The 12,658-nt window shown below is 72.3% G+C and carries 12 protein-coding genes; 6 read left to right on the top strand and 6 right to left on the bottom strand.

The window, feature by feature from the left end; all coding sequences use genetic code 11:
- Positions 1–56: 56 nt before the first annotated feature.
- Both ACLJT4_RS10995 and ACLJT4_RS11000 read right to left on the bottom strand, forming a co-directional pair.
- Positions 57–464: a hypothetical protein gene (locus ACLJT4_RS10995; RefSeq protein WP_411122097.1), complete on the bottom strand. Its 408-nt coding sequence runs from the start codon at positions 462–464 to the stop codon at positions 57–59.
- Positions 461–1,627, bottom strand: coding sequence for a CaiB/BaiF CoA transferase family protein (locus ACLJT4_RS11000; protein WP_411122098.1), 1,167 nt, complete (start codon positions 1,625–1,627; stop codon positions 461–463). The genes ACLJT4_RS10995 and ACLJT4_RS11000 overlap by 4 nt, the downstream gene beginning before the upstream one ends.
- Before the next feature lie 434 nt (positions 1,628–2,061).
- Here ACLJT4_RS11000 and ACLJT4_RS11005 point away from each other — a divergent pair, with 434 nt between their 5' ends.
- Entirely contained in the window at positions 2,062–2,796 is a 735-nt protein-coding gene (locus ACLJT4_RS11005; protein WP_411122099.1) for an MgtC/SapB family protein, read from the top strand.
- A 49-nt stretch (positions 2,797–2,845) separates the two neighbouring features.
- On the opposite strand, the gene ACLJT4_RS11010 is transcribed toward ACLJT4_RS11005, so the two are convergent.
- Positions 2,846–4,387 (bottom strand): sialate:H+ symport family MFS transporter, encoded by a 1,542-nt coding sequence (locus ACLJT4_RS11010; RefSeq protein WP_411122100.1) that lies wholly within the window; start codon positions 4,385–4,387, stop codon positions 2,846–2,848.
- A 238-nt stretch (positions 4,388–4,625) separates the two neighbouring features.
- Here ACLJT4_RS11010 and ACLJT4_RS11015 point away from each other — a divergent pair, with 238 nt between their 5' ends.
- Positions 4,626–5,813 carry a saccharopine dehydrogenase family protein gene (locus ACLJT4_RS11015; protein ID WP_411122101.1) on the top strand — a complete coding sequence of 396 codons (1,188 nt, stop codon included), beginning with the start codon at positions 4,626–4,628 and terminating at the stop codon, positions 5,811–5,813.
- Between the two features lie 13 nt (positions 5,814–5,826).
- Here ACLJT4_RS11015 and ACLJT4_RS11020 read toward each other — a convergent pair whose 3' ends face one another.
- Positions 5,827–6,549 (bottom strand): endonuclease V, encoded by a 723-nt coding sequence (locus tag ACLJT4_RS11020; RefSeq protein WP_411122102.1) that lies wholly within the window; start codon positions 6,547–6,549, stop codon positions 5,827–5,829.
- Positions 6,550–6,638: 89 nt separating this feature from the next.
- Here ACLJT4_RS11020 and ACLJT4_RS11025 point away from each other — a divergent pair, with 89 nt between their 5' ends.
- Positions 6,639–6,938, top strand: a complete 300-nt coding sequence (locus ACLJT4_RS11025; RefSeq protein WP_411122103.1) for a YciI family protein — start codon at positions 6,639–6,641, stop codon at positions 6,936–6,938.
- A gap of 249 nt (positions 6,939–7,187) precedes the next feature.
- Here ACLJT4_RS11025 and ACLJT4_RS11030 read toward each other — a convergent pair whose 3' ends face one another.
- Together ACLJT4_RS11030 and ACLJT4_RS11035 are read right to left on the bottom strand one after the other, a co-directional pair.
- Positions 7,188–7,469, bottom strand: a complete 282-nt coding sequence (locus ACLJT4_RS11030) for a hypothetical protein (protein ID WP_331246457.1) — start codon at positions 7,467–7,469, stop codon at positions 7,188–7,190.
- Positions 7,470–7,874: 405 nt separating this feature from the next.
- Positions 7,875–9,332 carry a sugar porter family MFS transporter gene (locus ACLJT4_RS11035; protein WP_411122104.1) on the bottom strand — a complete coding sequence of 486 codons (1,458 nt, stop codon included), beginning with the start codon at positions 9,330–9,332 and terminating at the stop codon, positions 7,875–7,877.
- 364 nt (positions 9,333–9,696) lie between these two features.
- Here ACLJT4_RS11035 and ACLJT4_RS11040 point away from each other — a divergent pair, with 364 nt between their 5' ends.
- The 3 genes from ACLJT4_RS11040 to ACLJT4_RS11050 all read left to right on the top strand — a co-directional run bounded on the left by ACLJT4_RS11040 (position 9,697) and on the right by ACLJT4_RS11050 (position 12,552).
- Positions 9,697–10,602, top strand: a complete 906-nt coding sequence (locus tag ACLJT4_RS11040) for an SIS domain-containing protein (RefSeq protein ID WP_411122105.1) — start codon at positions 9,697–9,699, stop codon at positions 10,600–10,602.
- A 93-nt stretch (positions 10,603–10,695) separates the two neighbouring features.
- Complete coding sequence (locus tag ACLJT4_RS11045) at positions 10,696–11,577, top strand: class II fructose-bisphosphate aldolase (RefSeq protein WP_411122106.1); 882 nt, start codon at positions 10,696–10,698, stop codon at positions 11,575–11,577.
- A gap of 171 nt (positions 11,578–11,748) precedes the next feature.
- A complete protein-coding gene (locus ACLJT4_RS11050) occupies positions 11,749–12,552 on the top strand; it encodes a DeoR/GlpR family DNA-binding transcription regulator (protein WP_037633946.1) in 804 nt (267 codons plus the stop codon).
- Positions 12,553–12,658 lie beyond the last annotated feature (106 nt).

Here is a 12,658-nt window from a genome sequence, read left to right on the forward strand (position 1 = left end):
GGGCTGCTCGGACGGGGCCGGGGATCGCCCCGGGCGGGCGTGGCGCGCGCGTCCCCTCAGAGCCGGTGCTCGACGGTCTCGGTGAGCTCGGCGGGGTCGGGGCCTATGGGCTGGACGGTGCGCACCATGGCGGCGGCCGCCCGGTGCGCGGGGATCCGGCCGCCGCGGGCGCCTGCCCGCGGCGGCCTGGGGGCGTCGGCCGGCGGTGGCTGGCGCGCACCGGGCTCGCGGACGAACCCGTCGGTGCCGTACGGCGTCCAGGGCGCACGGAACCCCTCCCGCGCTGTGGCCCCGGCCCTCCGCTTGCGGCCGTGGACGGAGCCGGGCGCCTCAAGGGGGAGCGCGGCCGGCTGGCGGCCGTGGGGTCGGGCGGTGTCCCGCGCCGGGCGGCGTGCCGCGGCGACGGCTCGGGCGCGGCGGCGCGGAGCGGTCGCGTCCGCAAGGGCGGTGGACTGCTGCGTCAACGGGCCGTCTCCTTCGGCTCGGTGCGGTGCGGGTCGTCGGCCGGCTCGGCGAGGCCGGGCAGTTGCCAGTCGCGGACGACCTCTTCGGTGTCCGCTCCGGGGAGGGCGGGAGCCCTGCGGAGGGCCCCCGGGGTGGCCGAGAAGCGGGGCGCGGGGGCGGGCTGGGTCAGACCGGCGTGCTCGGTGAAGGTCCCGCGGGCCGCGAGGTGCGGGTGCCCCGGGGCCTCGCGCAGGGAGAGCACCGGGGCGACGCAGGCGTCGGACTCCTGGAAGACCGCGGTCCACTCGTCCCGGGTGCGGGTCCGGAAACGGGCGGCGATGGCGGTGCGCAGGTCGCCCCAGGCCGCGAGGTCGTCCCGGCCGGGGACTTCGTCCTCGATGCCGAGCAGCCGGATGAACTCGGCGTAGAACCGCTGCTCCAACGCGCCGACGGCCATGTGGCCGCCGTCGGCGGTCTCGTAGGTGCCGTAGAACGGCGCGCCGCCGTCGAGGAGGTTGGCGCCGCGCCGGTCCTGCCAGCCACCGGCGGCCAGCATGCCGTGGATCATCGCCGTCAGGTGGGCCGTGCCGTCGACGATCGCGGCGTCCACGACCTGGCCCGTCCCGCCTTCGGTGCGGGCGTGTTGGAGGGCCGCGAGCACGCCGATGACGAGGTAGAGCGAACCGCCGGCGTAGTCGCCGAGCAGGTTGGCGGGGATCGCGGGCGGTCCGTCGGCCGGGCCGATCATGCCGAGGGCGCCGGTGAGGGCGATGTAGCCGATGTCGTGGCCGGCGGTGCCGGCGAGCGGCCCCGCCTGGCCCCAGCCGGTCATCCGGCCGTAGACCAGGCGGGGGTTGCGCGCCAGACACGGCTCGGGCCCGACGCCCAGCCGCTCGGCCACTCCCGGCCGGTACCCCTCGATCAGGACGTCGGCGCGCTCGGCCAGGTCGAGGACGCGGGCGACTCCGGCGGGTTGCTTCAGGTCCACCAGCATCGAGCGCTTGTTGCGGTTGGTGAGGTCACACGCCGGATCGATGCCCAGCCCGGCGCCTCCGGGGCGGTCGACCCGCACGACGTCGGCGCCGAGGTCGGCCAGCAGCATGGCCGCGAAGGGGCCGGGGCCGATGCCGGCGAGCTCCACCACCCGCACCCCGCCGAGCGGGCCGTTGCCTGACTGCGTCATCGCGCCCCACGCCTTCCACACTGTGACACTTCTGATGTAACACTCGTGATGTTAAGAACGTGTTCCACTTTCCACAAGCCCCCGTGCCCCGTGGTCGCGAACGACGAAGGCCCGTGGCGACGGTGCTCAACTGCCACCGCCGTCACGGGCCTTCGCGCGCCTGTCGCCGCGCCGTCATCCCCCGCCGAGCCGGCCGATGAGCAGCTCGGGGGCTATCCGCGGCGGGCGCACGCGACTGCGCGCCGGTACCGTCCTCGACCGCGCCGCCTGCGCCATCCCGTCCTCCACGTCCACTCCCCCGTCCGACGCCGTCCTCGGCACCCGGGACGGGCCGCGCGGGAGCCCGCACCGCCCATCGCCCCCACGCTAACCGCGACCACTGACAACGGCCCGTGGAGCGCCCCGCGGTGGTCCGGCGGAGGGACAATGCCGTCATGTCACACCTCGCCGCCGCACTCTTCGACGTCCATGCCGGCCAGGGCCCGCGCCAGTTCGCCGAGCTGGCCATCGCCCTCTTGCTGTCCTCGCTGATCGGATTGGAGCGCGAGGCCCGGCAGAAGAGCGCCGGGCTGCGCACCCACACCCTCGTCGGGGTGGGCAGCGCGCTGTTCATGGAGGTGTCGATCCACGGCTTCGGCGCGCTGCTGGGCGCGGACGGCGTGGCATTGGACCCGTCCCGGGTCGCCGCGCAGGTCGTCTCCGGCATCGGGTTCATCGGCGGCGGTCTCATCTTCGTGCGCAAGGACGCGGTCCGGGGGCTGACGACGGCCGCGACCATCTGGTTGACCTGCGCCATCGGGATGGCCTGCGGTGGCGGACTGCCGCTGCTCGCGATCGGCGCGACGGCCGTGCACTTCCTGATCGTGCGCGGCTTCTCCAAGGTGTCGGAGCGGATCACCGCCGGGCCGTCCCACAACCGGATAGACCTGCGCCTCACCTATCAGACGCAACACGGTCTGCTCGGGAGGATGTTGGAGCTGTGCACCGGCAGCGGGTTCCGCGTCACCGACGTCCAGGTGGAGACCCGCCCGGACGACACCCAGGTGGCGGCCGAGGTACTGCTCCGGTTGGAGGGCGACGGCTCCGCGCATCCCCTGGTGGAGGCGCTGACGGAGTTGGAGGGGGTCCGCGGGGTGGCGCTGGGACGGCGGGACGACAGCACCGAATGAATCCGGCCGGGCCCGCGGCCGGCGGCACCGGCCCGCCCCCGTTCCGGCGCTACGCCGCACCGGAAGACGACTCGCCGCGCGGGGCGCCGCGCCCACGCCCCTCGGCCGTCTCCGCGCCACCCGCCGTCTGCGGCACGAGGTGGTCACCGGGCACCTGACGGTCCACCAGCCGTGCGAGTCGCCGCGGGACGTCGCCGCCCACGAGGAGCACGACCAGCAGCGTCAGCCCGAAGGTGAGGACCGCCAGCGCCCGCCCCAGGGGCATGTCACGGGCGAGCTGCGCCCCCAGGACCGGTGCCACCGCTCCGCCCAGCGCCCCCGCGTTGTAGACGAAGCCCAGCGACGCGGCGCGGGTCCCGGTCGGGAAATGGCCGGCGATGTACTTCGGCAGGATCCCGGAGATGCCCTGCCCCAGCGCCAGCAGGACGAAGAGCAACACGCCCAGCCCCAGTACGCTCCCGCGCACCGCGAACACCGGGAACACGAAGGCCAGTGAGGCCAGCAGGGTGCACGCGTAGGCGCGCCGGGTCCCGAGCAGGTCCCCGGTGAAGCCGGCCAGCCAGCAGCCGGCCATGGCGCCGAAGCCCGCGACGAACATCACGTCGCCGACCTGCGCGGGTGGGTATCCCAGGTCGGTCTTGAGGTAGGTCGGCAACAGGGCCTGCACCGGCCAGCTGTAGAGGAAGGCGCAGAACACCGTCACCATCAAGGAGACGTGCAGCAGCCAGCCACGACGCCCGCCCAGTTGGGCGGCGAAGGCCAGCAGGCACAGGGCGGCGAGCCCGGCCGACCACGGCACGAACCCCGCACCCCAGGGGGTGAACGCGCAGAACAGTGCGACCGTCGCGAGCGTCGCCAGGGCCGCGTTCGCCCGGCGGCGCAGGCGACCGGTGAACAGCGGGCGGATCGGATGCGGCCGGTCCGGGGGCGCCGCACCGTCGCCGCCGCGCGCGCTGGCGACCTCCGCGTGCCAGTCCCCGGCCTCCGGCAGCGACCGGCGCATCCACAGTGCGACCAGTACGGGCAGCACCCCTAGCCAGAACATCCAGCGCCAGCCCCACGCGGGCACCACCCAGGCGTAGACCTGCGCCGCGACGGCCGTACCGCCGGCGTAGCCGGAGATCAGGAACCCGGAAGCGCGGTTGCGCAACCGGGCGGGCCAGCTCTCCAGCACATACGTCACGCTGGTGCTGTACTCCCCCGCCATGCCCAGCCCGATCACCAGTCGGGCGACGAACAGGCTGGTGTAGTCCCAGGCGAACCCGCAGGCGAAGGTGCCGAGCGAGTAGAGCAGGATGCTGGCGATCATGGCTGCCTTGCGGCCGTGGCGGTCACCCATCGCCCCCAGGAGGGCACCGCCCAACCAACGGGTGATGAAGGCGGCGGAGACCAGCGAGGCGGCGGTCGCGGTGTCCAGTCGGAAGTCGTCGGCGACCTCGGTCAACACCAGGGTGATCAGCACGAAGTCGAAGCCGTCGAGGAGATAGCCGATCCACGCGGCGGACAGCGCCTTCCACTGGCGCGGGGTGACCTCGCGGTACCACGCCCTGCGCGGGCCCCGGCCAGCCGGATCCGCGGACTGCGTCGTCACAGGAGCCGGCCTCCTCCAGGAGCGGCCCGACTCGCCCGCCCCACACCCCGGGACAAGCCGGACATCGGATGTCCCACCTCACCGCATGAATCTGGCCGGCCTCCCCCGCCGCGTCAAGACCGGACGCACCGCGGACCGCCTCTCGGATCGCCCATGGCAACCCCGCCGACCCGCCCCGTCGTTGACGTATCCGTCAACAAGTCCTTAGGGTCCGGACCTCGGACCAGAGAGGACGCAGATGTCACGGCAGGACACCTCAGGACGGGACCACGACCTCGTCCTGTACGGAGCGACCGGGTTCGCCGGCGCCCTCACCGCGGAGTACCTCGCGCGGCACGCCCCCGAAGGCTGCCGCTGGGCGCTCGCCGGTCGCAGCACCGCCAAACTGGAACGACTGCGCGACCAGTTGGCGACCGTCAACCCGGACTGCGCGGACCTCCCGCTGCTGCGGGCCGACAGTGCCGACCCCGGGTCGCTGCGCGCCCTCGCCGCCGCCACCCGCGTCCTGGCCACCACCGTCGGGCCCTACCTCCGGCACGGCGAACCCCTGGTCGCGGCGTGCGCCGAGGCCGGCACCGACTACCTGGACCTCACGGGCGAGGCGGAGTTCGTCGACCGGACGTACCTGCGCCACGACGCCACCGCCCGGGCCACCGGGGCACGGCTCGTCCACGCCTGCGGCTTCGACTCCGTCCCGTACGACCTCGGCGTGCACTACACGGTGGGCCTGCTCCCCAAGGGGGTGCCGCTGCGCATCGACGGATTCGTGCGGACCGACGCCACGTTCTCCGGCGGGACGCTCTCCTCCGCGCTCACCGCGGCCTCCCGGCCGGCCGCCATGGCGCGGGCCGCGCGGGCCCGTCGCCGGGTCGAACCGCAGCCCGCGGGCCGCATCGTGCGCGCCCCGTTCGGGCCGCCCGTACGGAGCCGGGACACCGGCACCTGGGGCCTGCCACTGCCGACCCTGGACCCGCAGGTCGTGGCCCGCTCCGCGGCCGCCCTCGACCAGTACGGCCCCGATTTCCGCTACCGGCACTACGCGGGGGTGCGCCGACTGCCGACCGCGGTGGCCGCGACGGCGGGCGCCGGGGCCCTTGCGGCACTCGCCCAGGTACCACCCGTCCGGCGATGGCTGTCCGGACGGCTGCAACCGGGCGAGGGACCGAGTCCGCAGCGCCGGGCGCGGAGTTGGTTCGCGGTGCGGTTCGTGGCGTCGGGCGGAGGTGCGCACCTGGTAACCGAGGTCAGGGGCGGCGATCCCGGTTACGACGAGACCGCGAAGATGCTCGCCGAGGGAGCGCTCAGCCTCGCCTTCGACGACCTCCCGGACACCGCGGGCCAGGTGACGACGGCCGTCGCCATGGGCGACGCCCTGACCCGGCGCCTCCAGGACGCGGGGATCGTCTTCCGGGTGGTCCGCGGCTAGCCCGGGCCGCCCGTCAGAGGCTCGCCAGGGCCTTGCGGCACAGCGAGTCGGCGGCCCGGGTCGTCTCCGGCAGGCGGTAGGAGGCCGCCAGACGGAGGGTGTGCGCACAGGCCCGGTCCAGGTCCACCCGGTGGCCGACCGAGACGAAGACCGGCTTGACGCCCCGTTGGGTGCGCAGGGCACGTCCCACCTCTTCGGGCTCGCCGTCCGCCGCCCGGTCGTCCCACAGGGGCGAGGTGGCACCGCGCTCCGGCCCCGGCGCCTCGTACCGGAACGTGAACGGCGTCTTGCCGACCCCGATGGTGGGCAGCCCGGTCAGCACACCGAGGTGGCTGGCGAGACCGAAGCGCCGCGGGTGGGCCAGCCCGTAGCCGTCGCAGACCACCAGGTCGGGGGTGCGGGCGAGCCGGTCCAGCGCGTCGAGGACGGTGGGGATCTCCCGGAAGGCGAGCAGGCCGGGAACGTAGGGGAAGGAGATCGGACCGACGGCGGTGACCCGGTCGACGACCGCGAGGGTGCGGGCGTCGAGGGCGACGGCGGCCGCGACGACGATGTCGCGTTCGTCGTCGTAGGCGACGTCCACGCCGACGGCGGTGCCCTCGAAACCCGGTACCGGGCCGGGCTCGTCGAGCCGCACGTGGCCGCGCAGTCGGTCCTGGACCGCGCGGGCCCCGGCTTCGTCCGTGGGCCAGTGCCGCAGTTCGTCGGCACGGGAGAGGGTTCCGGAAGTGTCCATGGTGGCGTCACGCTATCGAACCGGTGCACGGTTGCGGGCGGCCGCGTACCGCCCGCGGGCTCCCACCACCCCTCCTCTATATTGCAGCCATGTTCGTACTGGAACTGACCTACACCGCTCCCCTCGACCGCGTCGACGCCGCCCTCCAGGACCACGTGGCGTGGCTGGAGCGGGCGTACGCCGCCGGACACTTCCTCGCGTCCGGGCGGAAGAACCCGCGTGACGGAGGAGTGATCATCGCCGCCGGCAGCGACCGGGCGACCGTCGAGGAACTCACGGCCGACGACCCGTTCGTCCGGGCCGGGGTCTGCGAGTACCGGATCACCGAGTTCACCGCGACCAAGACGGCACCGGCGCTGGCGGAATACCGGGAGCAACTCCCGTCCTGAACCTCCGTCGCACCCGTGGCCCGGCCCACCGGAACCGTCCGGCGGACCGGGCCCTGCGCCGCACGGGCCATGGACGCACCCCGGCCACAGGCCCGACGCCCACGCCCGGAATCGACGCCACCATGGAGTGGGCCTTGCGGCCACTTCCCTTGGCAGGGCGTTGCCCGGCCCTCGATCCCCTGCCTATAAGGGTCCCCGTCAGCCTGTGACCGGCGGGGAGCCCGAGAGGTTGATCAAGCCGGAAAACGGTCAGCAGACCGGGGGATTGGGAGTGCCCCAGTCGCGCAACACCTGGTTCGGCTGCCACACCCAGCCGGCGGCTTCGGGGGCGTTGAGGTTCCACCAGTTACCGTCGGCCGTCTGGCAGTTGACCGTGACGGGCTGACCGTTCCGGCCCTTACCCACGACCGCTCCGTCGGGGGCCGCCAGGATGTCGGCGTCTGCGATGAAGCGCCCGGGCACTCCTGCCGCGACTTGGGCCGCCTGCGCCTGCGGAGACAGGAGCGCCCCTCCGAGGAAAGCAACGGACACGCCCACCAGGGTCAGCTTTGAAGCGAGTTTACGCACTAATTCTCCATGGCCGGAGGCGATACTCGCGATTACCGGAATATCGCATGGTCAATTCCCGGTGCACGCTAGTGGGCCACAATGAAATTCCGTTGTCACGCGACTACCCCTCCGGGAACCCCCAACTCGGCAGCCCCAGCTGGCCGCGACCGAGACGTGCCGCGTCGGCACGAGCATCACCAGGGGCATCAGCTCAGCGCCAACGCCCAGGGGGACCGCGCGGACTTCAAAGCCGAACGCATCGGCACCGCCCTCAGCGAAATCCCACGCCCCATCCTGACCGAACTCCCCAGTTCCTCCCCAGGTTCCCGAGGCGGCGTGACCGCAGGACCCCGATAGACCAGCGATCGGGGTCCTGCCCCACTAGGGCTATGTCGGCTGAACTGCGGAGTCATCGAGTGGGCCGGTGGTGGCGGCCGCCGGTCCGGGCGCGGAGGTGGTGGGCCAGCGGCCGCCGTTGCGCCAGTAGTCCTGGATCTCCTCCAACTGGCGGCCCTTGGTCTCGGGGGCGGTGAAGGCCGCGAAGACCAGGGCGCCGAGTGCGAGCACGCCCAGTCCCGCGAAGGTCGCGGCGGCCCCCGCCTTCGCCATCAGCGACGGGAAGAACTGGGCGATCAGGAGGTTGGCGACGAGGTCGGCGGTGAGCATCACCGAGGCGCCCGTGGAACGGAGTTGAGCGGGGAACGCCTCGCTCGCGTAGACCCAGATCAGCGACCCGAAACCGAAGTTGAAGGCGGCGGTGAACAGGAGGATCGCGACGAAGCCCACCCAGGTGGTGGTCCCGTGCAGCTTTCCGGCACTGAAGACGGCCGTCAGGACCCCGAGCATCACCACCATCGTGCCGATCCCCGACAGCAGCACCACCCGGCGGCCGATCCGGTCGATGATGAGGATCGCCAGCACGGCCGCGACCAGAGAGGCCAGTTCGACGAAGGACGGCAGCAGGAAGTTCTGGCCGTTGCCGGTGAAGCCCATCTCCTCGAAGATCTGCGGACTGTAGTACGTCACCGCGTTGATTCCGGTGATCTGGCAGAAGAAGCCGAGGCCGACCACGAAGAACGCGGCGCGGGCGTACGGCTTGCGCAGCAGGGAGCGCACCGACCCGCCGCTCTCCTCGTCGAGTGCGGCGCGCACCGACGCGACCTCGGCGCGCGGGTCGACCTCCGGGTCGGTCACCGCCATCACCTCGACGGCCCGTTCGGTCTGCCCCTTGAGGACGTACCAACGGGGCGTGTCGGGCAGGCGGAGCAGCGGGATCACGACGAGCGCCGCGGGGATCGCCGACAGGCCGAGCATCCAGCGCCAGTGGCCGCCGCCGGAGAGGCCCCAGTTGACGAAGTAGGTGAGGACGATGCCCACGACCGTGGCCACTTGGTACGCGGCGACCGAGGCGCCCCGGATGCGGGCCGGGGTCGACTCCGCGACGTAGAGCGGCGCGGCCACGATCGAGATGCCGATGGCGACCCCGAGCAGGAACCGGACGGCGTCGAGCACCTCGACGGTGGGGGCGACCGCGGACAATGCGACGAAGACCGCGTACGAACCGGCGACGATCAGCATCGCGACCCGGCGGCCCAGGGCGTCGGCGAGCTTGCCACCGATCAGCGCACCCAGGATCGACCCGAACACCAGGATGCTGTTGACCAGGCCCTTCTCCGTCTCGGTCAGGCCGAAGTCCTTGCTGAGGAACACCAGGGCGCCGGAGATGCTGCCGGTGTCGTAGCCGTAGATGACACCGACGACGGCGCCGGTGAGCGCGAACATCCGGCCGGTGCGGAGTGAGGTCGGGGGCGACGGGCGCGGTGTGGAGCGTGAGGCAGTGGACATCGGGAGTCCTTCGTGCGACGGAGCGTCTTTGCTGCGTGACTGCATGACTGCGTGACGGGCGTCTGGACACCGCGTCGTCGGCCATCACCGGGCACCCGGCATGACTGATCTTGCGAATATCAGGCACCTTTCACGCAGATGTCAACAGTCACTTACCCGCTTTTCGTTCCACGCCACGCCGTCGCACCGCACACAATCAGCCACCCACTTGCCGGTAACCGCACGCCCCCTCCGTCGCAATCACCCGTGCGAGGGATGGAACGCATGCACGAACCTGCGTAGAGTTGCCCCCAACGAAGCAGAAAGTTGCAGCCACACTGCAATCGATCGGTAAACACTAAGCACGCATCACGGGAGGGTGGCCATGAGCGAGACCTCGTACATGGAGCAGGAGCTGCACAGCCAGCCGGACACATGGCGGGAGGCCGCCCGGATCGGCGCCGGCGGCGGCCCGCTGCCCGAGGCCGGTCAGCGGGTGGCCGTCGTCGGTTGCGGCACGTCGTGGTTCATGGCGCAGTCCTATGCGGCCCTGCGCGAAGGTGCGGGGCTGGGCGTCACCGACCCCTTCCCGGCCTCGGAGGCGTTCCTCGGCGCCGACCGGCGGTACGACGCGGTGGTGGCGATCACCCGCTCGGGGACGACGACCGAGGTGCTGCGCGTACTGGAGGCGGTCAAGGGACGCATCCCCACCGTGACGGTGCTCGGCGATCCCGAGACTCCGGCGGTCGAGCTGTCGGACGAGACGGTGGCACTGCCCTTCGCGGACGAACGATCGGTGGTGCAGACCCGGTTCGCGACGACGGCGTTGACGCTGCTCCGTGCCCACCTGGGCGAAGACGTCGCGCGGTCGGTGGCCGACGCGGAAGAGGCCCTTACCGTTCCGGTCAGGAAGGAGTGGGTGGACGCCGAGCAGTTCGCGTTCCTCGGCTCCGGCTGGACGTACGGCCTGGCCAATGAGGCGGCGCTCAAGATGCGTGAGGCGTCGCAGAGTTGGACGGAGTCCTACCCCGCGATGGAGTACCGCCACGGTCCCATCTCGATAGCGGCACCGGGCCGGGTGACCTGGCTCTTCGGCGAGGCTCCCGAGGGGCTGGAGGCCGATGTGGCACGCACCGGGGCGCACTTCGTGTCCCATGTCAGGGATCCGCTTGCCGATCTGGTGCTGGTGCAGCGGGTCGCGCTGGAGCGGGCGCGCGCCCGGGGCCTGGACCCGGACAATCCGCGCAGCCTGACCCGCTCCGTGATGCTCCAGGAGCCCGCCGTCCCCTAAGCGGCGCCCCGTCCGCGCCGAAGCCGCGATCTCCTCGCCGCACCGCCCGCGCCGACACCAACTCACCCTTCCTCCCAAGGGAGTCAGGACACCATGCCACTCGTTCCCACCGCGTCGATCGTCGATGCCGCGCGCGCCGCGCGGGTCGGCGCCGCGGCCTTCAACGTCATCCATCTGGAAACCGCCGAAGCCCTGGTGACCGCCGCCGAGCGCACCGGACACCCGCTGATCCTGCAACTCAGCGAGAACTGCATCCGCTACCACGGAAGCCTGCTCCCCATCACCCGGGCCACGCTCGCCCTCGCCGAGGAGTCCACGGCCCCGATCGCGGTCCACCTCGATCACATCACCGAGGCGGAGCTGGTCCACCGGGGGATCACCGCCGGGGTGGGGTCGGTCATGGTGGACGCCTCCGCCCTCCCCTACGAACAGAACGTCACCACCACCGCCACGCTCGCCGCCTGGTGTCACGAGCGGGACGCCTACGTCGAGGCGGAGCTCGGCGAGGTCGGCGGTAAGGACGGGGTCCACGCGCCGGGGGTGCGCACGGACCCCGAGGAGGCCCTGGCCTTCGTCCGGGCCACCGGCGTAGACGCCCTCGCGGTCGCCGTCGGCTCCTCCCATGCGATGCGGGAGCGGACCGCCGAGCTGGACAAGGACCTGATCACGGCGCTGCACAGGACCCTCCCGGTGCCCCTGGTCCTGCACGGCTCGTCCGGAGTGCCGGACGACGAGCTCCGCCGGGCCATCGCCGCCGGCATGACCAAGATCAACATCTCTACGCATCTGGTCTCCGTCTTCACCAGCTCGATACGGCGCACGCTGGACGCCGACCCCGCGCTCATCGACTCCCGGAAGTACGTCAAGCCGGCCCGGGAAGCCGTGGCGCAGGAGGCCGCCCGCTTGTTGGAGGTGCTCAGCACCCCGGTGACGGTGCCCACCCCGCAGACGGTGGAGGCCACGGTCCGCGGGTGAAGGCTCCTGCCCACCGCCGTCCCGTCGCCAGAACTCCGATGGGACGGACGGCAGGTGATCGAAGGCGGAGGAAGAAGTGTGGGGCGAGCGGGCGGGAGAAGTGAGATCGAGGTGACGGGATCAGTTCGGGCCGGGGCCGGTGCGGGCGGGGAAACGAATTAGGCTCGCGCCATGAAGCGCCATGAACGGATGAACGCACTGCTTGAGCTGCTCGGGGACCGGGGCCGGGTCGAGGTCGAGGAGGCGGCGGCAGAGCTGGAGGTCTCGGCCGCCACGATGCGGCGCGACATGGACACGCTCGCCGAGCAGCAGCTACTGGTCCGCACCCGGGGCGGGGCGGTGCTGAGCTCCGTGGCGTACGACCTTCCGATCCGTTACAAGCAAGGGCACCGGTCGGCGGAGAAGGAGGCGGTGGCAAAGGCGGCCGCACGGCTGGTCGAGCGCGGGGACGTGGTCGGGCTGAGCGGTGGGACGACGACCACCGCGATCGCGCGGGTGCTCGCCACCCGGGCGGACTTCGCGGAGGCAGACCCGCAGGCGCATCTGACCATCGTCACCAATTCGCTGAACATCGCCAGTGAGCTGGCGGTCCGACCACAGATCAAGATCGTGCTCACGGGTGGCGTGGCGCACTCGCGGTCCTACGAACTGGTCGGCCCGTTCAGCGAGTTGGTGCTCCAGCAGATCTCCATCGACATCGCGTTCATCGGCGCCAACGGCGTGGATCCGCTGCGGGGGGCCACGGTGCACGACGAGGCCGAGGCCCGGATCAACCGGCTCATGGCCGAGCGCGCCCGCCGGGCCGTGGTCGTCGCGGACTCGTCGAAGATCGGCGAGCGGTGCTTCGCGCGGGTCGGGGACGCCGATGTCTTCGACACCCTCATCACCGACGGCGCGGTGACCGACGAGACCCGTCGGGAGTTCGCGGAGCGGGGACTGAAGGTGGTGGCGGCCCGCCCGTCGGGAAACGACTGACCCGGCGCCGCCGCGGACCGGCCCCCGGCGCCGGCGGGACATCGGTCCGCAGGGCGTCGGGGGCGGAATTCCGGCCGGGGCGGTATCCGGGCAGCGCGACGGTCGG

Source organism: Streptomyces sp. x-19, from assembly GCF_046549115.1.
Taxonomy (GTDB): Bacteria; Actinomycetota; Actinomycetes; order Streptomycetales; family Streptomycetaceae; genus Streptomyces; species Streptomyces albulus_C.

What these genes read in the sequence shown, in the direction of transcription:
- ACLJT4_RS11020 (WP_411122102.1), bottom strand. Translation starts at nt 6,549, where the DNA reads ATGGACACTTCCGGAACCCTCTCCCGTGCCGACGAACTGCGGCACTGG.
- ACLJT4_RS11035 (WP_411122104.1), bottom strand. Translation starts at nt 9,332, where the DNA reads ATGTCCACTGCCTCACGCTCCACACCGCGCCCGTCGCCCCCGACCTCA.
- ACLJT4_RS11015 (WP_411122101.1), top strand. Translation starts at nt 4,626, where the DNA reads ATGTCACGGCAGGACACCTCAGGACGGGACCACGACCTCGTCCTGTAC.
- ACLJT4_RS11005 (WP_411122099.1), top strand. Translation starts at nt 2,062, where the DNA reads ATGTCACACCTCGCCGCCGCACTCTTCGACGTCCATGCCGGCCAGGGC.
- ACLJT4_RS11045 (WP_411122106.1), top strand. Translation starts at nt 10,696, where the DNA reads ATGCCACTCGTTCCCACCGCGTCGATCGTCGATGCCGCGCGCGCCGCG.
- ACLJT4_RS11040 (WP_411122105.1), top strand. Translation starts at nt 9,697, where the DNA reads ATGAGCGAGACCTCGTACATGGAGCAGGAGCTGCACAGCCAGCCGGAC.
- ACLJT4_RS11050 (WP_037633946.1), top strand. Translation starts at nt 11,749, where the DNA reads ATGAAGCGCCATGAACGGATGAACGCACTGCTTGAGCTGCTCGGGGAC.
- ACLJT4_RS11025 (WP_411122103.1), top strand. Translation starts at nt 6,639, where the DNA reads ATGTTCGTACTGGAACTGACCTACACCGCTCCCCTCGACCGCGTCGAC.
- ACLJT4_RS11000 (WP_411122098.1), bottom strand. Translation starts at nt 1,627, where the DNA reads ATGACGCAGTCAGGCAACGGCCCGCTCGGCGGGGTGCGGGTGGTGGAG.